Raw genomic sequence first — 22,591 nt, 5'->3', positions numbered from 1 at the left:
AGGAATTGATTATGACCAATGAAAAACAATGGTACCTGTCAAAGACCATCTGGGCAGCAATCGCAACGATCGTCCTGTCCTGTTCAAGCTTCTTCAATGTGTCGCTGGATCATGACCTCGAGGCCCGGCTTGCCGATACCATCATGCAGTTTCTGACGGCGCTCAGCGGCATCGCCGCGCTTTTTGGCCGGCTGAGTGCAACGGCGCTCATTTCACGTAAAGAAATATAGTGTTAAAAGACGTGACCTGTGGCAAACCTGTTATCAAAGGCTCACGCCACGTCCAACTGTTCATGCATCGTTCAGACTGCGATTGATAATAATAGCGCCATGATGAAACACACACTTTTCTCCTTGCCCCTAGCGGCCCTGATTTCAGCATCCGGCGTGCTTCATGCCGGGGCTGTTCCGATTGCACCCGATGCATCGCAGAACGGTGCGTTGCTTCAGCTGGCTGCAGCCGACTGCTCGCAGGTCGGCCAGCAGGTGGCCCAGTCCCAGGGAGGCACCCTGGCGCGCGCCACCTCGCAGACGCAGAACGGCCGCGAGGTTTGCGTGGTCGTGGTGCTCATTCCCGGCAAGGACGGTGAACGTCCGCGCCGCGTCGAGGTTGCGGTTCCAGCGAACTGAGCCGGATGCCGTTTGATCTGTTGTTCAGCCTGTCCGGCGGGGAAAGTTGTGCATGAGAATACTCATCGTTGAAGATGACCGTGATCTGAATCGCCAGCTGGTCGAGGCAACGACCGAAGCCGGCTATGTGGTGGATCACGCTTTCGACGGCGAAGAGGGGCATTTTCTCGGCGATACGGAACCCTACGACGCGGTGATCCTCGATATCGGCCTGCCGCAGATGGACGGGCTGACGGTGCTTGAAAAGTGGCGGCGCGACGGGCGCATCATGCCCGTGCTGTTGCTCACCGCACGCGACCGCTGGAGCGACAAGGTGGCCGGTATCGATGCCGGGGCCGATGACTACGTCGCCAAGCCGTTCCACATCGAGGAAGTGCTGGCGCGCCTGCGCGCGCTGATTCGCCGGGCGGCGGGGCATGCCTCGTCGGAAATCACCTGCGGCCCGCTGCGCCTCGACACCAAGACGTCGAAGGCGGCGGTCAACGGCACGACGTTGAAGCTGACCTCGCATGAATTCCGCCTGTTGTCCTATCTCATGCACCACATGGACGAGGTCGTTTCGCGCACTGAACTGGTGGAGCACCTCTACGATCAGGATTTCGACCGCGATTCGAACACGATTGAAGTGTTTGTCGGGCGGCTGCGCAAGAAAATGGGTATCGATCTGATCGAAACCATCCGCGGGATGGGCTATCGCATCAAATCCCAGGACAACAAGGCCTGACGGGGCAGGAGCAGGGCACACGCGTGATCATACGGCTGACCCGCTACCTCCCCAATGTCCGGTCACTCTCCCTGCGCGTCATCCTCTTCTCGACGCTGTGGACCATCGTATCCTTCGTTGCCATCGCGACCATCATTTCGGCGCTCTATGGCGAAGCGCGCCAGCACAGCTTCCAGCAGCTGCTTTCGGCGCATCTGTTCAGCGTCATCGCCTCCGTCAGCGTGAATGACGGCACGCTGGTCGGACGGCCGGACCCCGGCGAAGTGCGCTATTCCAGCCCGTTTTCCGGCTGGTACTGGTCCGTCGATCCGGTCGCGGACAATCTCAAGGGTTCGCTGCGGTCGATCTCGCTTGGCGGAAAGAGCATCGATTCTCCATCAACCCTGATGGTTCCCTTCGACACCTCGTTCCAGCGTTCCTATACGGAGCCGGGCCTGAAGGGTGAACAGCTCTCCATCGTCGAGACGGAAGTGGTGCTGGATGCGGAGAACCGCGTCGCCCGGTTTCGTGTGATGGGCAATCTGAGCGAGCTGGAAGGCGAAATCGCCGATTTCCGCAACACGCTCTATTTCTACCTCGGCGTTTTCGGGATTGCCGGAACGCTGATCAATGCGGCGGTCATCCTGTTCGGCTTGCGCCCGCTTGACCGCGTGCGCCGTTCGCTCGCCGATATCCGCGAGGGCAAGGTTTCGCGGCTTGACGAGGATCTGCCCATCGAGATTGCGCCGCTGGCGCGTGAAATGAATGCGCTGATCGAAAACAACCGCCGCATCATGGAGCGCTCGCGCACGCAGGTGGGCAATCTCGCCCATTCCCTGAAAACGCCCCTGTCGGTTCTGGCCAATGAAAGCCGGACGATCGGCGGCGTAAAGGGCAAGATCGTCGCCGAACAAAGCGCGGCCATGCAGGTGCAGATCCAGCACTATCTGCAGCGGGCCCGCGTGGCGGCGCAGCGCGACAGCGTGGTCTTTCGCGCGTCCGTCACCCCGATCCTGACGCGTCTCGTGCGTGTCACCGCCAAGCTCAATCCGGGCATGGATATGCGCTTCGACAACAGGATGCCCGATGCCGTGTTTGCAGGCGAGCAGGAAGACCTTGAGGAGATCGTCGGCAACCTTCTGGAAAATGCCGGGAAATGGGGACGCAGCGCCATCCGGCTTACAGTGTCGGCCGCCAATCGGGAAACCATGGACAATGCATTCGATATCAGCGTCGAGGATGACGGTCCGGGTCTCGCGCCCGGCCAGATCAAGGATGCACTGACGCGCGGAAAACGCCTGGATGAGAGCAAGCCGGGAACCGGCCTCGGGCTGTCCATCGTCCATGACACCGTGCGCGAATATGGCGGAACGCTGCGCCTGGAACGCAGCGAGGACCTCGGCGGTTTGCGCGCGCGGATCACGCTTCCGGTGGCCGGCGACTGAATGGCGCTTGCAACCATACGCCCAATCGGGTCATAAATGGTTGCCAGCTATTGCCTTTGTTGCGAGGCCCCGTAAAAACGGACCCATGATGAAATCCCAGATTGCTCTTTCGCTTATTGCCGTTCTTCTTCTTTCCGCGTGCTCGACCACGTCGGGCGCCAAGGGTGGAGGCACCTTTGCCCGCCTGACCGGCAAATCGTCCCAGCCGGCGACCTCGGGCGTGCTTGCGCCGCTCGGCAATGGCCTGCTCGGCAGCCGCCTGGCGGCTTCACTCGATCCGGCTGACCGCAAGAGCGCGCTTCAGGCCGAATATCAGGCGCTGGAATATTCGCCTGCCGGCAAGGCTGTCGACTGGAAGAACAGTTCGGGCAGCCGCAGCGGCGAAGTGGTGGCGGCGCAGCCATACCAGGTCGGCTCGCAGAACTGCCGCCAGTATACCCACACCATCCGCATCGACGGAACGCCGCAGACGTCACGCGGGACGGCCTGCCGCAACGAAGACGGCAGCTGGACGCCACTGATCTGACGCTTCCATAGCCCGATCATTTGCCCGCTTTGCGGCGAATTGCCCTAGCCGTGAAATCCATTTGGATTTTACGGCGCTTGCAGACTATGTCTCAACGCATGGTTTTCTGGATTTCTGCCGCACTGTTGACCGTTATCGCAACGCTCGTGGTGCTATTGCCGCTGACACGCCGCGTCAAAACAAGCGTGTCGGACAACACATATGATGTCGAGGTTTACCGTGACCAGTTGCGGGAGCTGGAGGCTGATGAGAAGCGCGGCATCATCGATGCTGCCAGCAGCGAACAGGCGCGCGCTGAAATCAGCCGGCGTCTGCTGAAGTCGGCGGCAGCCGCCGAAGCCGACAAAACGGTCTATCGCCCGCAGAAGAGCGCCACCCGCGAATGGCTGACGCTGGTGACCGTGCTGGCCATTCCGCTGCTTTCCTGGAGCATTTATGCCAAGACCGGCTCGCCGGATCTGCCGGCGCAGCCGCTGGCCGAGCGCCTGTCCCGTCCGGCGGATCAGGCGACACCCGCCGAACTGATTGCCCGTGCCGAAGCGCATCTCACCCTCAATCCCGATGACGGGCAGGGATGGGAAGTGCTGGCGCCGATCTACCTTCGCACGGGACGCCCCGCCGATGCGGTGACCGCATACCGCAATGCCGTCCGCCTGAACGGTGACAGCGGTCCGCGCCAAATGGGTCTGGGCGAAGCGTTGAGCGCAGTGGCTGGCGGCACGATGACGCCCGAGGCAGAAGCCAGTTTCAACCGGGCGCTCACGCTCAATCCCGGCGACATGCGCCCGCAGTTCTTCATCATCAACGGCTGGATGCAGCAGGGCAAGCTGGTTGAATCGCGCGACCTGATCCGCAAGCTGCTGGTCGATGCGCCCAGCGACGTGCCGTGGCGCGACGAGGCGCAGGCGGCTTTGACACGGCTCGACAAGGAGATTGCCGGCGATGCACCCGATGTCAGCGACATCGACAGGGCGACAGGTCCCGATGCGTCGCAGGTCGAGGCGGCGGCCGGGATGAATGTGCAGGATCGCGCCGCCATGATCGAGGGCATGGTCTCCAACCTTGCCGAAAAACTCAAGCAGTCGCCCGACGACGCAGAGGGCTGGGAAAAGCTGGTCCGGTCCTATGTGGTTCTCAACCGCCCCAACGATGCGCTGGAAGCGCTGGCGAATGCTCGCAAAGTGTTGAGCGCCGACAAGGTTGCGCGTCTCGACGCAGTCGCCGATGATCTGGGTCTGGTGGATCAGCCCGGTGACACGCCGCGGGAGAAGAAATAATGACGCGCAAGCAGAAACGGCTTTCGGTGATCGGCGGCGCCCTGGTGGTGCTGGCCTGCGCGGCCGGCCTGGTGCTGTTTGCGCTGCAGCAGCGGATCGCGTTTTTCCGCATGCCGTCGGATATCGCCGCTGCGGACCTGCAGTCTGAATCGCGGTTCCGGCTGGGCGGCCTGGTTGAAAAGGGCAGCGTGGTGCGCGGCACGGGCACACGGATCACCTTTGCCGTCACCGATCACATCAAGAGCGTTCCGGTGACCTATGACGGTATCCTTCCCGATCTCTTCCGCGAGGATCAGGGCGTGGTGATCGAGGGCACGTTTGCGCCGGGCGGCGCGTTTCAGGCGGACAGTGTGCTTGCCAAGCATGATGAAAACTATATGCCCAAGGAAGTTGCCGACAGTCTGAAGGCCAAGGGCGTCTGGCAGGGGGAGAACAAGCAGCCATGACCGTTGAACTCGGACATTTCGCACTGGTTCTGGCGCTCGCCCTGTCCATCGTGCAGGCCGTGGTGCCGGTGTGGGGTGCGCGGCGCAATGATGACCGCATGATGGCCGTTGCCGTTCCCGCTGCCTTCACGGTGTTTGCCCTGATCGCACTTGCCTTTGTCGCACTGACATCCGCCTACATCGTGTCGGATTTCTCCCTGCAGAATGTCTGGGAGAACTCGCACTCGCAAAAGCCGATGCTGTACAAGATCACCGGCGTCTGGGGCAATCACGAAGGCTCCATGCTGCTGTGGGTGCTCATCCTGACGTTCTTCAGCGCACTGGTTGCCTTTTTCGGCAACAATCTGCCGCCTTCGCTCAAAGCCAATGTGCTGGGCGTGCAGGCCTGGATCGGCTCGGCTTTCCTGCTGTTCATCGTTGCCACATCCAATCCGTTCACACGCACCAGTCCTGCACCGATCGAAGGGCAGGACCTCAATCCGATCCTGCAGGACATTGGTCTCGCCATCCATCCGCCGCTGCTTTACCTCGGCTATGTCGGCTTTTCCGTCTGTTTCTCCTTTGCCGTGGCAGCGCTCATCGACGGGCGTATCGACGCCGCCTGGGCGCGCTGGGTGCGGCCATGGACGCTGACGGCCTGGATGTTCCTGACCGGCGGCATCGCCATGGGCTCCTACTGGGCCTATTACGAGCTTGGCTGGGGCGGCTGGTGGTTCTGGGACCCGGTTGAAAATGCCTCGTTCATGCCGTGGCTGGCGGGAACCGCGCTGCTGCACTCGGCCCTGGTGATGGAAAAACGCTCGGCCCTGAAAATCTGGACGGTGCTGCTGGCGATCCTCACCTTCTCCCTGTCGCTGCTCGGCACCTTCCTCGTCCGCTCGGGCGTCCTGACCTCGGTGCATACCTTTGCCACCGATCCGGGCCGTGGCCTGTTCATTCTTGCCATTCTCGTGCTTTTCATCGGCGGATCGCTGGCGCTGTTCGCGCGCCGCGCCCAGACGCTGGCGCCGGGCGGGCTGTTCCAACCGATCTCGCGCGAAGGGGCGCTGGTGTTCAACAACCTCTTCCTGACGACGGCGGCCGCAACGGTGCTGATCGGCACGCTCTATCCGCTGCTCCTGGAAACATTGACCGGCGAAAAGATTTCCGTCGGGCCGCCGTTCTTCAACATGACCTTTGGTCCGCTGATGATCCCGCTGCTCGCCGCCGTGCCGTTCGGACCACTGCTGGCATGGAAGCGCGGTGATATCCTTGGCGTTGCCCAGCGGCTGATGATGGCGTTCTTCCTCGCCCTGCTGGTGGTGGCCGTGGTTCTCTACAAGACCTCGGGCACGGCGATCTTCTCGGCGTTCGGCATCGGCCTGGCATTCTGGCTGATGCTGGGCGCACTTACCGATCTTTCCCTGAAAGCCGGTTTTGGCAAGGCGCCCGTCAGCGTCATGCTGCGGCGGCTGGCCGGCCTGCCGAAATCGGTGTTCGGCACCGCCTTCGCCCATTTCGGCCTTGGCGTCACCCTTTTGGGCATCGTTGTCGTCTCGACCTTTGCCACGGAAGACGTGACGGTGATGAAGCCTGGCCAGACCGTCCGTGTGGCCGATTACACGCTCCGCTTTGATCGCATCGATCCGGTCAAGGATTCGAATTTCACCGAGGATCAGGGCAAGTTCACCATCCTCGACAGCGCGGCGCGGGAGGTGGACACGATGATGTCGTCCAAGCGCTTCTACCCCGTGCGCAAGATGCAGACCACCGAGGCGGGCATCAAGACATTCCTCTTTAGCCAGCTCTATGTCTCGCTGGGTGACGCCACGCCGGATGGCGGCATGGTCGTGCGCGTCTGGTGGAAACCCTATGTCACGCTGATCTGGCTCGGCGCGCTGGTGATGATGGCGGGCGGTGCCATGTCCCTGGCTGACCGGCGCCTGCGGGTCGGCGCACCCGGCAAGGCAAAAGCTGCCAAGCCGCAGCGGGCGAGGGGAGCCGTGGCATGAGGCGCGCGCTCGCCGCGGTTTTGCTGTTGCTGACGGCCCTGAGCTTCGCGGCGACCGGCGCACGCGCCGTCTCGCCCGACGAGATGCTGGCCAACCCGGCGCTGGAGACACGGGCGCGCACCCTCTCCACCGAGCTGCGCTGCATGGTGTGCCAGAACCAGTCGATCGATGATTCCAACGCGGATCTGGCCAGGGATTTGCGCGTGCTGGTGCGTGAACGGCTGACGGCAGGCGATACGGACGAGCAGGTGCTTGATTTCATCGTCGCCCGCTACGGCGAATTCGTCCTGTTGAAGCCGCGCCTGATGCTGAGCACGATCCTGCTGTGGGGCTTTCCCGTTGCGGCGCTGGTTGCCGGTGCAATCGCCATCGTGGTTTCGATTCGCCGCCGGCGCCGTTCTCCACTGGAAACGCCGCCGCTGTCCGACAGCGAAAAGAAGCAGCTCAAGAAACTCCTGGCTGCTTCCAACGATTGATCCGCAACCGCTACTTGCGATGCGCGCCGATGACCGATTCCACATTCTGCCTGTGGACCGGCTCGTAGGGTGCATAATAGGTCAGCACGCCCGAACGGAAATCGTCCGCGGTAAACGCCTGCAGATCATCGCCAGCCAGTTCCGGTTCGTTGCGCAGGCGCATCAGCTTGCTGACATAGCGCCCCGTGGCCGCAATCAGCTCCGGCCCGTAGCCGCCGGCCACGATCACATTCTCCGCGCCGTGATTGGGCAGGATTTTTTCGATATCCCAGGTTGAAATCCGTTCCAGATCGAGCAGGTGGTTTTCCAGCCGGTTCGGTTCCGCCACATAGGTGATCGGCTCCTCCAGCGCGTCGCCGGCAAACAGCAGCTTCAGATGCGGCAGGATCATCACCGTGCCATCATGGCTGTGAATATCCACGTGACGCAGCTGCACCGCGATATCGCCGATCTTCAGGTCGCGTTCGCCCGTGAAGATGCTGTTGGGCATGACCAGCGGCCGGATGGGCGGCGTGCCGTTCTCCAGCCGTTCCCTGTTGTCGGTGAGCGCCTTGGCCGTCAGGTCATTGGCGATGATCTCGCAATCGGCAAACACCGCATTGCCCGCCACATGATCCACATGCCAGTGGCTGAGCACCACGCGGATATGCCGCACGCCTGCTTCCTGCAGCGTGTTGCGGATCAGCGCCGCATGCTGGTTTGAAATGCTGGTGTCATAAACCAGGGCTTCCTCGCCGGAAACGACGGCGTAGGAACACAGGCCAAGCGTATAGGCTCCGTCATCCAGCCAGTTCGGATCGGCGGAATAGGCGCGCGCGCCGTCTATCCTGCCATCGTAAAATGCATAAACGCCCGGATAGGGCTGGTGCGTGCGCATTGTGGATCCGAGCGGCGGCATTGATGGCATATGGGCTATCCTCCAGTGGCTGACGAATCGCAGCGCCAGAAAATTATCTTACAAATTTGTCATGTTGCGGAAATGGCGGCGTAACGTTCTTATCTGTATCACTGTTGGTTATTAAACGGTCGGATTTCCGATCGGGCGTCCAAGGAGAAAGTTTTATGTCTAACAATCGTACGTCCTCCACATACCGCAAGGGCATTGCTGCCGCGCTGCTCGCCTCGGCGCTCGCCGGGGGACTGCTGGCCACAGGCCCGCTTGCTGCCGTTGTGCCTGCGCAGGCTGAAGCCGTGCGTGTAGACGGCGCGCAGCAGCCCGGCTTTGCCGATGTCGTTGAAAAGGTGAGCCCCGCTGTTGTCAGCGTCCGGGTGAAGAGCTCCGTTCAGCAGACCGCCGATGACGGTTCGGGCATTCCCGGCTTCGACCAGCTTCCCGACAATCATCCGCTCAAGCGCTTCTTCTATGAATTCGGTGGCCCGAACGGCCAGCGCGGCATGCAGCCGCGCAAGGGTCAGCGCGATCACCAGAACCGTCCGGACCGCATGCGTCCCACCGCGCAGGGCTCAGGCTTCTTCATTTCGGAGGATGGCTATCTCGTCACCAATGACCATGTGGTCGAAGACGGCAGCACCTACACCGTTGTGCTCAATGACGGCACCGAACTCGATGCCAAGCTGATCGGCAAGGACAAGCGTACCGATCTCGCCGTTCTCAAGGTCGACGACAAGCGCAAGTTCACCTACGTGTCCTTCGGCGATGACAACAAGATGCGTGTCGGCCAGTGGGTCGTTGCGGTCGGCAATCCCTTCGGTCTCGGCGGCACGGTGACGGCCGGAATCATTTCGGCGCGCGGCCGCGATATCGGCGCCGGTCCTTATGATGACTTCCTGCAGATCGATGCGGCCGTCAACAAGGGCAATTCCGGCGGTCCGGCTTTCAACCTGAACGGTGAAGTCGTCGGCATCAACACCGCGATCTATTCGCCGTCCGGCGGCAGCGTCGGCATCGCCTTCGCCATCCCGTCGACGACGGCCAAGATGGTCGTCGACCAGCTGATCAAGACCGGCACCGTCTCCCGTGGCTGGATCGGTGTGCAGATTCAGCCGGTCAGCAAGGAAATCGCCGAATCGCTTGGCCTTTCCGAAGAGAAGGGTGCGCTGGTTGCCGAACCGCAGTCCGATGGGCCCGCTGCCAAGGCCGGTATCCAGTCGGGCGACGTGATCACCGCCGTCAATGGCGAGACGGTCTCCGATCCGCGCGATCTGGCCAAGAAGATTGCCGCGATCAATCCGGGCAAGGATGCCGAACTGACCGTCTGGCGCAAGGGCGAGGCCAAGTCGCTCAACGTGTCGATCAAGTCGATGCCCGGCGATGACAAGCAGGCATCGAACAAGGACAGCGGCGGCAAGCATCAGGATCCGGCTTCGGTGCTGGATGATTACGGCCTGACGGTTGTTCCTTCCGACGATGGCAAGGGTGTCGTGGTGACCGATGTGGATCGCTCCGGCGATGCCGCCGACAAGGGCATCACGACCGGCGACATCATCGTCTCGGTCAACAACAAGCCGGTCAAGAGCGGCTCCGACATCGATGCGGCGATAGCCGAAGCGACGAAGAGCGGACGCAAGGCCGTTCTCCTGCAGGTGCAGACCAACGACCAGTCGCGGTTCGTGGCCCTGCCCATCAACCAGGGCTAAGCGGTCCGGATAGGATTGCAGCGGCGCTGCACCTGTCCCCCGTTAGCGCCAAAGCAAAGGGCAGCAGATTGTCGACAGATCTGCTGCCCGCTTGCCGTAAAGGGTGCCATTGCGATGGTGCTTACCTCTGTCTCTAAACCGGCTTAGAATGAACGTCATGAAGATTCTCGTTATTGAAGATGACCGTGAAGCGGCCCGTTATCTGGAAAAGGCCTTTGCCGAGGCTGGGCACTCCGCCGATCTGGCAGGTGATGGCGAGACCGGCTATACCCTGGCGGAGCAGGGCAGTTATGATGCGCTGATCGTTGACCGCATGCTGCCGCGCCGTGACGGCCTGTCCGTTGTCGCGGCCCTGCGCGCCCAAGGCATCGATACGCCGGCGCTCATTCTTTCCGCGCTGGGGCAGGTGGATGACCGGGTAACCGGCCTGCGCGCCGGCGGCGATGATTATCTCACCAAACCCTATGCATTCTCGGAATTGCTGGCGCGCATCGAAGTGCTGCAGCGCCGTTCCAGCCCGAAAGAGGCGGAAACCATGTACCGGGTCGGCGATCTGGAACTCGACCGCTTGTCCCACACGGCCAAGCGCGCCGGACAGGCCATTGTTCTGCAGCCGCGTGAATTCCGCCTGCTGGAATATCTGATGCGTCACTCCGGCCAGGTTGTGACCCGCACCATGCTGCTCGAGCATGTCTGGGATTATCATTTCGACCCGCAGACCAATGTGATCGACGTGCACGTCTCGCGCCTGCGCGGCAAGATCGAGAAGGGTTTCGACACGCCCCTGCTGCACACGGTGCGCGGCGCCGGCTACATGCTCAAGGCTGGCGGAATCGATGCATGAGCCGCTTTCTTGCCATGATGAAAATGACAGCCGTCCGGCTGTCAGCGCTGTATCTTCTGCTTTTTACCGTTTGCGCCATCGTGCTGGTCTTCTACATGACCAGTCTTTCCGTCAATCTTCTCACATCCCAGACTGAAGCCGCCGTCAACGAGGAGGTCGAAAGCGTCGGCCAGTCCTATCAGCGCGCCGGCATTGCCGGTCTTGTGCGCTCGGTTGACCGGCGCAGCCGTCAGCCCGGCGCCTATCTCTATCTCGTCGCCGATCCCGCCGGACGCATCGTCGCCGGCAATGTGCAGAGCATCGAGGCGGGTGTTCTGCAGACAGACGGCTGGATCGAGCGGCCGATTGCCTATGAACGCTACGGCGAAACCAGCAGCGATCCGCAGGTACATACCGCCATCGCGCGGGTGATCGTCATGCCCAATGGCATCCGCGTCATGGTCGGCCGCGATCTGGGCGAGCCGGAAAAGATCCGGCTCGTGGTCCGGCGTTCGCTTGGCGCGGCGCTGGGCATCATGGGCATCGGTGCGTTTCTGATCTGGTTTTTCGTCGGGCGGCGCGCATTGCACCGGATCGATGAGGTTTCCGCCGCGTCGCAGCGCATCATGGGCGGTGATCTCGCCGGACGCCTGCCGGTCAGCGGGTCGGGCGATGAGTTCGACCGTCTGGCTGCCAATCTCAACGGCATGCTGGCGCGTATCCAGGAGTTGAACGAGGGGGTGCGCCACGTCTCCGACAATATCGCGCATGACCTCAAGACGCCGCTGACCCGCATGCACAACCGGGCGGAATCCGCCCTTGCCAATGCCACGACCACCAAGGCCTATCGGGCGGCGCTGGACGGGATGATTGCCGATTCCGACCAGCTGATCCGTACCTTCAATGCCATTTTGATGATTTCGCGGCTGGAATCCGGTTATTCATCCGAGACGATGGAGCTGTTGCCGCTGTCGACGGTCGTGCAGGACGTCTATGAGCTGTACGAGCCCACGGCCGAAGAGGCGGGCATCCGTTTCGTTCTGGGCGCGGAGGATGCAACGCCGGTCCGCATCAACCGCGAACTGGTCGGGCAGACCATCTCCAATCTGGTCGACAACGCCATCAAATATGCCGGCGGCGGTGAAAAGCCGGTGGAAATATCCCTCGCTGTGGAAAAGCAGGATCACACGATCCGGGTGATTGTCACCGACAATGGCCCGGGCATCCCGCCCGATCAGGTGGATCGGGCCACGGAGCGTTTCGTGCGCCTGGAGGAAAGCCGTTCGCAACCGGGGTCAGGACTGGGTCTCAGTCTTGCCAAGGCGGTGATGAAATTGCACGGTGGCACTCTGGAATTGCAGGACAATGCTCCGGGGCTGCGCGCTGTGCTCGCTTTCCCGGTGGGGGAGGAGACCAAATGAATGTCAGGACCAGGGCATCCGGCCTTGATGATGCAGCGTTTTTCGCCCGCGATCTGCGCCCGCTGACACCGCTGGACAAGAAGGCGGCCGCCGCCTTTCTGGCCGAGCTCGCCGACAGCGCCGCCGGGAAGGAATGCCCTGCCACCGCTGGCGTGAAGGGCCATGGACAAGCGGCGGCCTTCCTCGCGGCTGTCCTCGACCTCTCGCCCTATCTGCGCACGGTCTTCATCCGCCGCCCCGCCATCCTGGAACCGCTGTTCGCCATGCCGCTGGCTCAGCGTCTTGACGCGCTCATGCAGAGCGTGGCGGCAAGCTCGGAAGCCGAAAACATCACCGAAACCGGCATTATGGCTGTCCTGCGCCAGCTGAAGCTGGAGGGGCATGTGCTGATCGCGCTGGGCGATCTTTCCGGCGTGTTCGATACGGCAGAAACAACCCGCTGGCTGTCGCGGCTGGCGGAAGAATGCGTGCGGGCGGCGGTGCGGTTCCTGCTGCGCGATGCGCACGAGTCCGGCAAACTCAAGCTTCCGGACCCGCAACACCCGGAAAAGCAGTGCGGCTGGATCATCCTCGCCATGGGCAAGTTCGGCGCGTTCGAACTGAACTATTCCTCCGATATCGACCTGATCGTCTTCATTGACGAGCACAGCCCGGCCATTCCCGATCCCTATGAATGCGTCGAAACGTTTTCGCGGCTGACGCGGCGTCTGGTGCGCATCCTGCAGGACCGCACCGCCGACGGCTATGTCTTCCGCACCGATCTGCGCCTGCGCCCGGATCCCGGATCAACCCCGCTGGCAATTCCCGTCGGCGCAGCGCTCAACTATTATGAGGGGCGCGGCCAGAACTGGGAACGCGCGGCCATGATCAAGGCGCGGCCGGTCGCCGGCGATATCGCGGCGGGCAAGCAGGTGCTGGCGGAGCTTGCCCCCTATGTCTGGCGCAAATATCTCGACTATGCGGCTATTGCCGACGTGCATTCGATCAAGCGGCAAATCCATGCCCATAAGGGCCATGGCGAAATTGCCGTACGCGGGCACAACGTCAAGCTTGGCCGGGGCGGCATCCGCGAAATCGAATTTTTCGTGCAGACCCAGCAGCTGATTGCCGGCGGCCGCTTTCCGCAGCTGCGCGGCTCGCGCACGGTGGACATGCTGGCGGCGCTCAACGGCCTTGGCTGGATCAGTGCGGAGGCACGCGACACGCTGGTGGAGAAATACGGTTTTCTGCGCGATGTGGAGCACCGCATCCAGATGATCGCCGACGAGCAGACCCACATGCTGCCGGAAGACGACGAGAATTTCCTGCGGGTGGCCCACATGATGGGCTATCGCGACGGTGACGCCTTTGCCGCCGATTTCCGCCAGTCGCTGAAAACCGTCGAAACGCACTATGCGGCGCTGTTCGAACAGGCGCAGGAGCTGGCGGGCGAGGCCGGCAATCTGGTGTTCACCGGCGATGTCGACGATCCCGATACGCTGGAAACCCTGGCGAAATTCGGCTTCGAACGCCCGAGCGATATCTGCCGCGTCATCCGCACCTGGCATTTCGGCCGCTACCGCGCCACCCAATCGGCGGAATCGCGCGAGCGCCTGACCGAACTCACGCCCGTGCTGCTCAAGGCCTTCGGCGCGACGAGCCGCGCCGACGAAGCGCTGATGCGTTTCGACGAGATGATCAAGGGCCTGCCCGCCGGCATCCAGCTGTTCAGCCTTTTGCAGTCCAACCCGCGGCTGCTCGACCTGCTTGTGCTGATCATGGGCGCCGCGCCGCGCCTTGCCGATATCATCACCCGCAAGCCGCATGTGTTTGACGGCATGCTGGATCCCGCTATCTTTGCCGATATTCCGACCCGCGCCTATCTGGCCGAGCGGCTGGAAAACTTTCTCGGGCCGGCCCAGGTCTATGAGGATATTCTCGACCGCCTGAGGATTTTTGCAGCCGAGCATCGCTTTCTCATCGGCATCCGGCTTCTGACCGGCGCCATCGACGGTATCCGGGCGGGCAAGGCCTTTTCCGATCTCGCCGATCTGGTCATCGACCGGGCGTTGCAGGCGGTGATCGGCGAATTCGCCAGCAAGCACGGCACAGTGTCCGGCGGGCGCATCGCCATTCTCGGCATGGGCAAGCTCGGCAGCCGCGAGCTGACCGCAGGCTCGGATATCGATCTCATCCTGCTCTATGACCATGATGCGGATGCCGAGGAATCCGATGGCGAAAAGCAGCTGGCGCCATCGCAATACTATATGCGGCTGACCCAGCGTCTGATTGCGGCGCTTTCCGCCCCGACGGCGGAGGGCGTTCTCTACGAGGTGGATTTCCGCCTGCGCCCCTCCGGCAACAAGGGGCCGGTGGCGACGCATATCGATTCCTTCCGTAAGTATCAACGCACGGAAGCCTGGACGTGGGAACACATGGCGTTGACCCGGGCACGGCCCGTGGCAGGCGATACCGCGCTGTTCGGCGAGATCGAGACAGAAATCAGCGCGATTCTCAGCCTGCCGCGCGACCCGGCAAAGATCGCCAAGGACGTGGCCGAAATGCGGGCACTGCTGGAAACGGAGAAGCCGCCGCGCGATGCCTGGGACATGAAGCTGGTTCCCGGCGGCATCATCGATCTGGAATTCATCGCCCAGTTTGCCGTACTCACCGGCAATGTCGAGGGTCCGATCATCGCCCATTCGACGGCGGAAGTCCTGACAAAGCTCAAGGCCGGTTTTGCCGAACCTGTCGTGACGGATCAGCTGGTGGGCGCGGCCAATCTTTATACGGAGCTGACGCAGATCATCCGGCTGTGCCTGAACAGCGACACCCGGCGCGAGGATTTTCCGCCCGGCCTCGGCGATCTCCTGTGCCGCGCCTGCGATCTTCCCGATCTCGGGCGGGTGGAAACCCATCTGGAAGACACGGCCAAATCGGTTCGTAAGACATTCAACGCAGTGCTGCGTGACGCCCAACGGAAAAACTGATCGGAAAATATCTGCTTGAACTGATATAAGCTTCAGCCTATATTCAGCCACGAGTTGGACAGTTCTTGAGCATCCGGATTTTTCCAAAGAGCAAAAATTGCTCGATCCGGATGTCGCAGACAAGCTGGACGAAGTGCTCATCGCTCTTGCGAAGGTAGGGCCGCACTTGGGGCGGCCGCTGGTCGATACGCTTTATGGTTCGAAACACCCGAACATGAAGGAAATCCGCTTCTCGATCAAAGGCGTATGGCGCTTTGCTTTTGCCTTCGATGCCGAACGGCAGGCAGTGATTCTGATCGGCGGCAACAAGGAAGGTGTGAGCCAGAAGAGATTTTACAAGCTCCTCATCAAGGAAGCGGACAAGCGTTTTGATGAGTGGCTGGAAGCCGAGGAATGAGGCAATGACAAAATTCAGGAAATCGGAATTTCAGTCCGCAACGGATCGGATCAAGTCCCTGCCGGAGGCACGTCAGGATAAAATTCACGCCGGGGCGAACGCCATCATCGAAGCCATGCACCTTGCCGAAGTTCGCAAGGCGCTCGATGTGACGCAGGTTGCGCTCGCGGAAGCAACCGGCCTGCAACAGGGCGAAATCTCCCGGATCGAAAATCATACGGAAAATGTGCAGTTGAAGACGCTCGAGAAATATGTGCTGGGTCTTGGGGGCACCTTCAAGATTGTGGCTGATTTTCCCGACGGCACCCACGCGGAAATTCCGCTGCGTTCGGGCAAGCCGGTCAAATCACGCATCAAGATGGAAACGCATTAATCCGATAGAGCGTTCTAAACCCGCCATTCCTCCCGCACCGGGCCGATGGTCCGGGTGGGGATGCGCACGGACACGATGGTGCCGACGCCCTCGGTCGAGCGGATTTTCAGCGCGCCGCCATGCAGCTCGGTCAGCGAGCGGGAAATCGCGAGCCCGAGGCCCGAACCCGTATGCGTCTTGGTGAACTGGTTTTCCACCTGTTCGAATGGCTGGCCGATCTTCTTCAGCGCCGATTTCGGAATGCCGCAGCCCGTATCCTCAATGGTGAACACCAGCGCACCAGATACCTTGCGTGCCCGCACCGAGATGCGTCCGCCCGTATCGGTGAATTTCACCGCGTTTGACAGAAGGTTGATCAGGATCTGCTTGATCGCCCGCCGGTCGGCATTGAGCGTGACGCTGTCGGCGATTTTTGTTTCCACCTTCACGTCCTTGTTCAGCGCCTGCAGCGAGACGACGCGCACCGTCTCGTTGATCAGCGGGCAAAGGTCGATCTCTTCCCGGTCGAGCGAGAAGTGACCGGCCTCGATCTTCGACATGTCGAGAATGTCATTGATCACATTGAGCAGGTAATTGCCGCTGGTATGGATATCCTGCACATATTCCTCGTAGCGGTCGGAACCGAGCGGCCCGAACGTGCCGGAATGCATGATTTCGGAAAAGCCGATGATGGCGTTGAGCGGCGTGCGCAATTCGTGCGACATGTTGGCGAGAAATTCCGATTTCGCCCGGTTGGCGGCCTCGGCGCGTTCCTTCTCCACCGCATATTTGCTGTTGAGTTCGGTGAGTTCGAGCGTGCGCTCGACTTCGGATTTGCGCGCAAGGCTGAGGTCGTGAATGGTCGCCATCAGGCGGCGCTCGCTGTCGACCAGCCGCTCTTCGTGCACCTTCAACTGGGTAATGTCCGTGCCCACCGACACCAGACCGCCATCCTGCGTGCGCCGTTCATTGACCTGCAGCCAGCGGCCGTCGGCCAGCTGCCGTTCGAAGGTCAGGGCACCGGCACGGCCATGTTCATTGGCCATGCGCTTTTCGAACGCAACGGCGCGGATGCGCGGCTCCAGTTCATCCCTGCCGATGCCGGGAAGCAGGCATTCATTGGCGAGGCCGGAATATTCGTTGAACTTGCTGTTGGACATGACGAGGCGATTGTCCGCATCCCAGAGAACGAAGGTTTCGGAAATGCTCTCGATGGCTTCGCGGATGCGCTGGTCGGCCTGTGCGGTCTGCTGGGCAAAACGGTGCTGTTCGCTGACATCGACGGCGACGCCGACGAGATGCGTGTCGCCGACGGTGGCATCGGCAACCTGTGCGCGTACCCGCATCCAGACCCAGTGGCCCTCGGCGTGGCGCATGCGGAACACCCGGTCGATCTGGCTGATCTCGCCCGCTGCCACCTGTGCGGCCAGACCGTACAGCTTGTCGTCGTCCTCGTGGATGATGGATGAAATATCCCCCAGCGACAGGATCGCGTCATAGGCTTCATAGCCGAGCATTTCATACATGGACCGCGACCAGTAGACCCGGCCGCGCGCCATGTCCCAATCCCACAGCCCGCAGCGTCCGCGCGCCAGCGCCGTATCCACCCGCGCCTGGGTGTGCTGGTAGAGCGCATCGGCATCCTGCGCCCGGGCCGACTGGCTGAAATAGGCATAGAGGACCACCAGCATGATCGCGGCGGTTCCGGCGAACAGGGTGACATTGACGGATATCATCCGCCGCCATTCGGCAAAGATCGCATCGACCGGGTGCATGACGAAGACGGAATAACCGCCGCTGCCGGTCCGGCTGAACGCGGCAAGGCCCGTCGTGCCGTTCATGCGCACTTCCATCACCCCGGCACGCTCGCCGAACAGGAACAGCGGCTGGCCGTCGGTGACAAAACTTTCCAGATTCTTGTCGCGCCAGCGGTCGCCGCCATCCGACGAGGCGACGATCTTCGATTCACCCGAGGCAATGGCGATCCACATGCCGTGCGGGATGAGGTCGTTGGAACGCATCTCGGCGATGATGTTCTGCAGCTCGCCGCTGTCGAGTTTCTGGCCGGCCTTCATCCGGTTGTCGATGATGCTCGCCATGTGGTTCGCGGCCAGCGCCAGCGTGGCCCGGGCCGTCCGCTCCGTATCGTCGCGCCAGGACAGGAGCGACATCGCGCGGGCCGTTGCGAGGATGATGAGGAAAATAATGATCAGCGGCGGAATGGCACGGCGCAGGTAAGGCTCGGCAGCCAGCAGCTTGCCGTAGGCAGGGTCAGCGAGAAGTTTGATATGACCGGAAAGACGGGTGCGCCCCCGCGCAGTCTCCCGCTTTCCGGCATAATCCTTCCCCGTCGGCGCGCGATACGCGTCCGCATTTGCCATCGAATGGCCCCCTCAATTGCCTGTATAATCAGTGATTTGCTTCGCCACGCCGCACATCCGAAGCACCTGTAGTGAATCAAAACTGATTCGGTGTGTCCAGTCCTTTTGTTAAATATTTAGCAATCATTGTGGCAGCCATGAATCAGTTTTGCAGCCGATTCGACTAAGCCTTTGAAAAGACTCCACGTCCGGAAAAGGCCGGCGAGGGGTAAAACTATGCCCCGGCCGGTGGATAACCGGCCGGGGCATCAAAACGGGGAAGAGACAGCCGAATCTTCAGGCAAAACCGGTGTGAAACAGGCTCAGGCAAGCGTCCTTTGAACGATGTCGCTGACGTCGGCGGAGAGGTCCTTGACCACGGCGATGGAGGCCAGGGCCTCGCGCGCATGCTCGCGCCGCACCGCCTCGAACGAGCGCCAGGAACGCATGGCTGTCAGGAGCCGCGCCGCAAGCTGCGGGTTCTTCTTGTCGACGGTCAGGATGGTCTCGGCGAAGAACCTGTAACCCTCGCCATCGGCACGGTTGAACCCGGTCTGGTTGCCGCTGGAGAAGGCGCCGATCAGGCCGCGTGTCCGGTTGGGGTTGTCGAGCGAGAACAGCTTGTGAGTCATCAGATAGCGCACCCTGGCCAGGGCGCCTTCGCCCGGCTGGGTCGCCTGGACGATGAACCATTTGTCCATGACGAGGGCATCATTGCCGAAGCGATCCTCGAATGCCTTGAGCGCATTCTTCGTCTGGGTGCTGTCGCCGAACCGCTGCACGAGCACCGCCAGTGCCGCGACGCGGTCCGTCATGTTGTCCGCATGGCTGAACTGGGCCGCCGCGCGTTTCGGGCTGCCGTCGGCAGCGCTGAGATAATCGAGCAGCACATTGCGCAAGGCACGCCGTCCGGCGCTTGTCGCATCGGGCTTGAACGGGCCGCTGTGGTCGAGATCGTCATACAGCTGATCGAATTTGGCGGCATGCGCTTCGGCGACGGCAAGAATGAACGCCTCGCGGCTGCCCAGAATGGCGTCGGGGTCGATATTGCTGCCGAGTTCCCGGGCGATATCGCTTTCCGACGGCAGGCCAAGGCACAGCGCCCGGAAGGCCTCGTCCAGATTGCTGTTGAAGGCGATTTCGCCGAGAAGCTTGATCGACGAGCTTTCAATGGTGGCGGACTTGCCGCCGCGCACGCGCTTGGCGTTGCTGGTCAGTTTCGCCGTCAGCAGCTGCGTCAGTGCCTGCCAGCGGTTGACGGCGTCGCCGTCGTGGCGGGCAAGGAACGTCAGATCGGAGCGCGTGAGTTCACTGGTCATGGTGACTGGAGCGGAGAACCCGCGCAAGAGGGAGGGCACCGGCCGTTCGGTGATGCCGGAAAAGCTCAGCCGTTCCTTGCGCTTGAACAGGTGGATGACATCGCCCTTGACCGTTCCGCCCTTGACGGATTTTGGCCTCAGCTCGCGCCCTTTGGCGCCCAGCAGGGCAAATTGCACAGGAATGTGCATGGGCTTCTTCGACGATTGTCCGGGGGTTGCCTTCAGCGACTGTTCGATCTCGATCTCGAAGGTCTGCGTCGCCTGATCGTAATCATAGGTGATGGCGAGATTGGGTGTACCGGCCTGGTCGTACCAGAGGGCAAACTGGCTCAAATCCTCGCCGGAGGCCTCCTCGAACACCTTGATGAAGTCCTCGATTGTCGCCGCATCGCCGTCATGGCGCTCGAAATACAGATCCATCCCCTTGCGGAAGAGGTCGGCGCCGAGAATGGTGCGGATCATGCGCACGACTTCCGAGCCCTTTTCATAGACGGTTGCCGTGTAGAAATTGTTGATCTCGCGGAACTGGCGCGGGCGCACGGGATGGGCGAGGGGGCCGGCATCTTCCGGGAACTGGTGGGCTTTGAGACCCTTGACCTCGGCGATGCGCTTGACGGCGCGCGAGCGCATGTCGGCGGAAAACTCGTGATCGCGGAAAACCGTCAGGCCTTCCTTCAGGCACAGCTGGAACCAGTCGCGGCAGGTGATGCGGTTGCCCGTCCAGTTGTGGAAGTATTCGTGGGCGATCACCGCTTCGATGCCGGCATAATCGACGTCGGTCGCGGTCTCGTGGTCGGCAAGCACATATTTGTCGTTGAAGACGTTGAGCCCCTTGTTCTCCATCGCGCCCATGTTGAAGTCGGATACGGCAACGACGTTGAAGACGTCGAGATCATATTCGCGGCCGAAAACATCCTCGTCCCACTTCATCGAGCGCTTCAGCGCGTCCATGGCATAGAGCGCGCGCGGCTCCTTGCCGTGCTCGACATAGATGCCGAGATCAACGGGACGGCCCGAGGCGGTGGTGAACCTGTCGGTGATGACACCGAGATCGCCGGCCACAAGTGCGAAGAGGTAGGCGGGCTTGGGGTGCGGATCGTGCCAGACGGCAAAATGTCTTCCATCGGCCAGAGCACCCTTTTCGCCCGGATTGCCATTGGCCAGAAGCAGCGGCGCTTCCACGGCATCGGCTTCAACGCGGACCGTATAGACCGACAGAAGGTCAGGGCGATCATAGAAATAGGTGATGCGGCGGAATCCTTCCGCTTCGCACTGGGTGCAGTAGACGCCGCTGGACCGGTAGAGGCCGGTCAACTGGCGGTTGGTGGTCGGATTGACTTCCGTGGTGATCTGCAGCTTGAACGTGCCGCTCTCGGGCAGGGCGCTGATTTCAAGGCGATCGGGCGTTGCGACATAGGCATTGTCGCCCAATGCGACGCCGTCGATGCTGATATCGATGAGTTTCAGTTCGTCGCCGTCAAGGACAAGCGGTGCATCGGCGGCAACGCCCGGCCGGCGTTCGATATGCAGTGTCGACTTGACGATGGTGCGCTCGGGATGGAGCGAGAATTCAAGGTGGGTTTCAGGAATAAGAAAATCGGTTGGCTTGTAATCTTCAAGATGAAAGATCTGGCCGGTATCGGTACGCATTGGGAAACTGTCCTTTTTGTGGTGCCGGACCGTAGCCGTGTTTGCCCCGGCATACAACAAAGCAGCCGGTTTTTTCCGCGTATGCTGTTGCTTTTGTTCACTTCCGTATGTGCTTGAAACATGCAACGTGATCGCATTGGTATCTGGAAGGATTCGTCAAAGTAACCTATACAGATATATCAATTCTGTTTCTCTCCATTCGCTCCCTCAAGGAATACCAGTCGTGACAACTATCGTTCACCAGAAAGACGGTGGACCGCCCCTCACGGATAAGGTGCGCAGCACCAATGTCATGCTCGGAATTGGCCTCAAGGTCGCTTCGGTCTGCGTCTTCGTCTGCATGTCGAGCCTGCTGAAAGCATCGGACGGCATCCCCGCGGGGCAGCTGGTGTTCTTCCGCTCCTTCTTCGCCATCTTTCCGGTTGTCGTGTTCATCGCGTGGCAGGGCCAGCTGAACGTCGCGTTCAAGACCAATGAACCCTTCAGCCACTTCTGGCGCGGGTTTGTCGGCGTCAGCGCCATGAGCGCCAGTTTCTACGGCCTTACCAAGCTGCCTTTGCCGGAAGCGATTGCCCTCAGCTATGCCACGCCCCTGCTGACCGTATTGTGCAGCGCGGTGTTCCTGCGCGAGACCGTGCGGCTTTACCGCTGGAGCGCTGTGTTTGTCGGGCTCATCGGCGTGCTGATCATTCTCTGGCCGCGCATGACGTTCTTCACCGGTCAAAGCGAATTCGGCGGCGAAGAGGCAATCGGCGCGCTGGCCACCCTTTGCGGGGCAGGGCTTGCGGCCATCGCCATGCTGCTGGTGCGGCGGCTGGTCCAGACCGAGCGCACCCCGACCATCGTCGTCTACTTCTCGATTGCCTCGAGCGTCATCGCGCTGGTCAGCCTGCCTTTCGGCTGGGTCTGGCCCACGCCGATGCAGGCGACACTCCTGGTCATGGCCGGCATTGCCGGCGGCGTGGCACAAATCCTTCTGACCGAGAGCTACCGGCATGCCGACATGTCGACCATCGCGCCGTTTGAATATACGTCGATGCTGCTCGGCCTGGTCATCGGCTACATGCTGTTCGGCGATATTCCGTCCAGCGAAATGATGACGGGTGCGGTCATCGTCATCAGCGCCGGCATCTTCATCATCTATCGCGAGCGCCAGCTCGGGCTTGCCCGGGCACGGGCGCGCAAGGCCTCGACGCCGCAGGGCTGACC

The 22,591-nt window shown here is 61.5% G+C and carries 19 protein-coding genes; 16 read left to right on the top strand and 3 right to left on the bottom strand.

The window, feature by feature from the left end; all coding sequences use genetic code 11:
- The first annotated feature begins 11 nt into the window (after window positions 1-11).
- From ACZ25R_RS15765 to ACZ25R_RS15725, 9 genes are all read left to right on the top strand, one after another.
- Entirely contained in the window at window positions 12-230 is a 219-nt protein-coding gene (locus tag ACZ25R_RS15765) for a hypothetical protein (RefSeq protein ID WP_223611376.1), read from the top strand.
- A gap of 99 nt (window positions 231-329) precedes the next feature.
- The gene (locus tag ACZ25R_RS15760; protein ID WP_374042749.1) at window positions 330-629 is read left to right on the top strand and encodes a hypothetical protein; all 300 of its coding nucleotides are present in this window, start codon (window positions 330-332) and stop codon (window positions 627-629) included.
- Between the two features lie 52 nt (window positions 630-681).
- Window positions 682-1,353 (top strand): response regulator transcription factor, encoded by a 672-nt coding sequence (locus ACZ25R_RS15755; protein WP_105736062.1) that lies wholly within the window; start codon window positions 682-684, stop codon window positions 1,351-1,353.
- A gap of 80 nt (window positions 1,354-1,433) precedes the next feature.
- Window positions 1,434-2,777, top strand: coding sequence for an ATP-binding protein (locus ACZ25R_RS15750; protein WP_223612369.1), 1,344 nt, complete (start codon window positions 1,434-1,436; stop codon window positions 2,775-2,777).
- 88 nt (window positions 2,778-2,865) lie between these two features.
- Entirely contained in the window at window positions 2,866-3,303 is a 438-nt protein-coding gene (locus ACZ25R_RS15745; protein WP_288194122.1) for a hypothetical protein, read from the top strand.
- An 86-nt stretch (window positions 3,304-3,389) separates the two neighbouring features.
- Window positions 3,390-4,580: a c-type cytochrome biogenesis protein CcmI gene (ccmI, locus tag ACZ25R_RS15740; RefSeq protein WP_472461492.1), complete on the top strand. Its 1,191-nt coding sequence runs from the start codon at window positions 3,390-3,392 to the stop codon at window positions 4,578-4,580.
- Window positions 4,580-5,026 carry a cytochrome c maturation protein CcmE gene (gene ccmE, locus ACZ25R_RS15735; RefSeq protein WP_346307418.1) on the top strand — a complete coding sequence of 149 codons (447 nt, stop codon included), beginning with the start codon at window positions 4,580-4,582 and terminating at the stop codon, window positions 5,024-5,026. Before ccmI ends, ccmE begins: the two co-directional genes overlap by 1 nt.
- The gene (locus tag ACZ25R_RS15730; protein WP_472461491.1) at window positions 5,023-7,017 is read left to right on the top strand and encodes a heme lyase CcmF/NrfE family subunit; all 1,995 of its coding nucleotides are present in this window, start codon (window positions 5,023-5,025) and stop codon (window positions 7,015-7,017) included. The genes ccmE and ACZ25R_RS15730 overlap by 4 nt, the downstream gene beginning before the upstream one ends.
- Complete coding sequence (locus ACZ25R_RS15725) at window positions 7,014-7,493, top strand: cytochrome c-type biogenesis protein (RefSeq protein WP_346307420.1); 480 nt, start codon at window positions 7,014-7,016, stop codon at window positions 7,491-7,493. The genes ACZ25R_RS15730 and ACZ25R_RS15725 overlap by 4 nt, the downstream gene beginning before the upstream one ends.
- 10 nt (window positions 7,494-7,503) lie before the next feature.
- Here the strand turns inward: ACZ25R_RS15725 and ACZ25R_RS15720 are convergent, their stop codons facing one another.
- Window positions 7,504-8,370 (bottom strand): MBL fold metallo-hydrolase, encoded by an 867-nt coding sequence (locus ACZ25R_RS15720; protein WP_472461490.1) that lies wholly within the window; start codon window positions 8,368-8,370, stop codon window positions 7,504-7,506.
- 185 nt (window positions 8,371-8,555) lie between these two features.
- On the opposite strand from ACZ25R_RS15720, the gene ACZ25R_RS15715 reads away from it, so the two are divergent.
- The 6 genes from ACZ25R_RS15715 (at window position 8,556) to ACZ25R_RS15690 (ending at window position 16,074) form a co-directional block, all read left to right on the top strand.
- Window positions 8,556-10,091, top strand: coding sequence for a Do family serine endopeptidase (locus tag ACZ25R_RS15715; protein WP_346307422.1), 1,536 nt, complete (start codon window positions 8,556-8,558; stop codon window positions 10,089-10,091).
- Window positions 10,092-10,248: 157 nt separating this feature from the next.
- Window positions 10,249-10,935, top strand: a complete 687-nt coding sequence (locus ACZ25R_RS15710) for a response regulator transcription factor (protein ID WP_223611368.1) — start codon at window positions 10,249-10,251, stop codon at window positions 10,933-10,935.
- Complete coding sequence (locus ACZ25R_RS15705; RefSeq protein ID WP_463011476.1) at window positions 10,932-12,335, top strand: sensor histidine kinase; 1,404 nt, start codon at window positions 10,932-10,934, stop codon at window positions 12,333-12,335. Before ACZ25R_RS15710 ends, ACZ25R_RS15705 begins: the two co-directional genes overlap by 4 nt.
- Window positions 12,332-15,304, top strand: a complete 2,973-nt coding sequence (locus ACZ25R_RS15700) for a bifunctional [glutamine synthetase] adenylyltransferase/[glutamine synthetase]-adenylyl-L-tyrosine phosphorylase (RefSeq protein ID WP_472461489.1) — start codon at window positions 12,332-12,334, stop codon at window positions 15,302-15,304. Before ACZ25R_RS15705 ends, ACZ25R_RS15700 begins: the two co-directional genes overlap by 4 nt.
- A gap of 97 nt (window positions 15,305-15,401) precedes the next feature.
- Window positions 15,402-15,701 (top strand): type II toxin-antitoxin system RelE/ParE family toxin, encoded by a 300-nt coding sequence (locus tag ACZ25R_RS15695; protein ID WP_472461488.1) that lies wholly within the window; start codon window positions 15,402-15,404, stop codon window positions 15,699-15,701.
- Between the two features lie 4 nt (window positions 15,702-15,705).
- The gene (locus ACZ25R_RS15690; protein ID WP_472461487.1) at window positions 15,706-16,074 is read left to right on the top strand and encodes a helix-turn-helix domain-containing protein; all 369 of its coding nucleotides are present in this window, start codon (window positions 15,706-15,708) and stop codon (window positions 16,072-16,074) included.
- Between the two features lie 14 nt (window positions 16,075-16,088).
- Here ACZ25R_RS15690 and ACZ25R_RS15685 read toward each other — a convergent pair whose 3' ends face one another.
- Both ACZ25R_RS15685 and pepN read right to left on the bottom strand, forming a co-directional pair.
- Window positions 16,089-18,434, bottom strand: a complete 2,346-nt coding sequence (locus ACZ25R_RS15685; protein WP_464663078.1) for a PAS domain-containing sensor histidine kinase — start codon at window positions 18,432-18,434, stop codon at window positions 16,089-16,091.
- Between the two features lie 302 nt (window positions 18,435-18,736).
- Window positions 18,737-21,382, bottom strand: coding sequence for an aminopeptidase N (pepN, locus tag ACZ25R_RS15680; RefSeq protein ID WP_472461486.1), 2,646 nt, complete (start codon window positions 21,380-21,382; stop codon window positions 18,737-18,739).
- 292 nt (window positions 21,383-21,674) lie between these two features.
- On the opposite strand from pepN, the gene ACZ25R_RS15675 reads away from it, so the two are divergent.
- Entirely contained in the window at window positions 21,675-22,589 is a 915-nt protein-coding gene (locus ACZ25R_RS15675) for a DMT family transporter (protein WP_464663223.1), read from the top strand.
- Window positions 22,590-22,591 lie beyond the last annotated feature (2 nt).

The organism is Phyllobacterium sp. RCAM01083 (assembly GCF_055685835.1).
Note: the sequence above shows the minus strand (reverse complement) of the source record. Positions and strands in the feature narration are given on the sequence as shown.

What these genes read in the sequence shown, in the direction of transcription:
- ACZ25R_RS15765 (WP_223611376.1), top strand. Translation starts at nt 12, where the DNA reads ATGACCAATGAAAAACAATGGTACCTGTCAAAGACCATCTGGGCAGCA.
- ACZ25R_RS15760 (WP_374042749.1), top strand. Translation starts at nt 330, where the DNA reads ATGATGAAACACACACTTTTCTCCTTGCCCCTAGCGGCCCTGATTTCA.
- ACZ25R_RS15755 (WP_105736062.1), top strand. Translation starts at nt 682, where the DNA reads ATGAGAATACTCATCGTTGAAGATGACCGTGATCTGAATCGCCAGCTG.
- ACZ25R_RS15745 (WP_288194122.1), top strand. Translation starts at nt 2,866, where the DNA reads ATGAAATCCCAGATTGCTCTTTCGCTTATTGCCGTTCTTCTTCTTTCC.
- ccmI (WP_472461492.1), top strand. Translation starts at nt 3,390, where the DNA reads ATGTCTCAACGCATGGTTTTCTGGATTTCTGCCGCACTGTTGACCGTT.
- ccmE (WP_346307418.1), top strand. Translation starts at nt 4,580, where the DNA reads ATGACGCGCAAGCAGAAACGGCTTTCGGTGATCGGCGGCGCCCTGGTG.
- ACZ25R_RS15730 (WP_472461491.1), top strand. Translation starts at nt 5,023, where the DNA reads ATGACCGTTGAACTCGGACATTTCGCACTGGTTCTGGCGCTCGCCCTG.
- ACZ25R_RS15725 (WP_346307420.1), top strand. Translation starts at nt 7,014, where the DNA reads ATGAGGCGCGCGCTCGCCGCGGTTTTGCTGTTGCTGACGGCCCTGAGC.
- ACZ25R_RS15720 (WP_472461490.1), bottom strand. Translation starts at nt 8,370, where the DNA reads ATGCGCACGCACCAGCCCTATCCGGGCGTTTATGCATTTTACGATGGC.
- ACZ25R_RS15715 (WP_346307422.1), top strand. Translation starts at nt 8,556, where the DNA reads ATGTCTAACAATCGTACGTCCTCCACATACCGCAAGGGCATTGCTGCC.
- ACZ25R_RS15710 (WP_223611368.1), top strand. Translation starts at nt 10,249, where the DNA reads ATGAAGATTCTCGTTATTGAAGATGACCGTGAAGCGGCCCGTTATCTG.
- ACZ25R_RS15705 (WP_463011476.1), top strand. Translation starts at nt 10,932, where the DNA reads ATGAGCCGCTTTCTTGCCATGATGAAAATGACAGCCGTCCGGCTGTCA.
- ACZ25R_RS15700 (WP_472461489.1), top strand. Translation starts at nt 12,332, where the DNA reads ATGAATGTCAGGACCAGGGCATCCGGCCTTGATGATGCAGCGTTTTTC.
- ACZ25R_RS15690 (WP_472461487.1), top strand. Translation starts at nt 15,706, where the DNA reads ATGACAAAATTCAGGAAATCGGAATTTCAGTCCGCAACGGATCGGATC.
- ACZ25R_RS15685 (WP_464663078.1), bottom strand. Translation starts at nt 18,434, where the DNA reads ATGGCAAATGCGGACGCGTATCGCGCGCCGACGGGGAAGGATTATGCC.
- pepN (WP_472461486.1), bottom strand. Translation starts at nt 21,382, where the DNA reads ATGCGTACCGATACCGGCCAGATCTTTCATCTTGAAGATTACAAGCCA.
- ACZ25R_RS15675 (WP_464663223.1), top strand. Translation starts at nt 21,675, where the DNA reads ATGCTCGGAATTGGCCTCAAGGTCGCTTCGGTCTGCGTCTTCGTCTGC.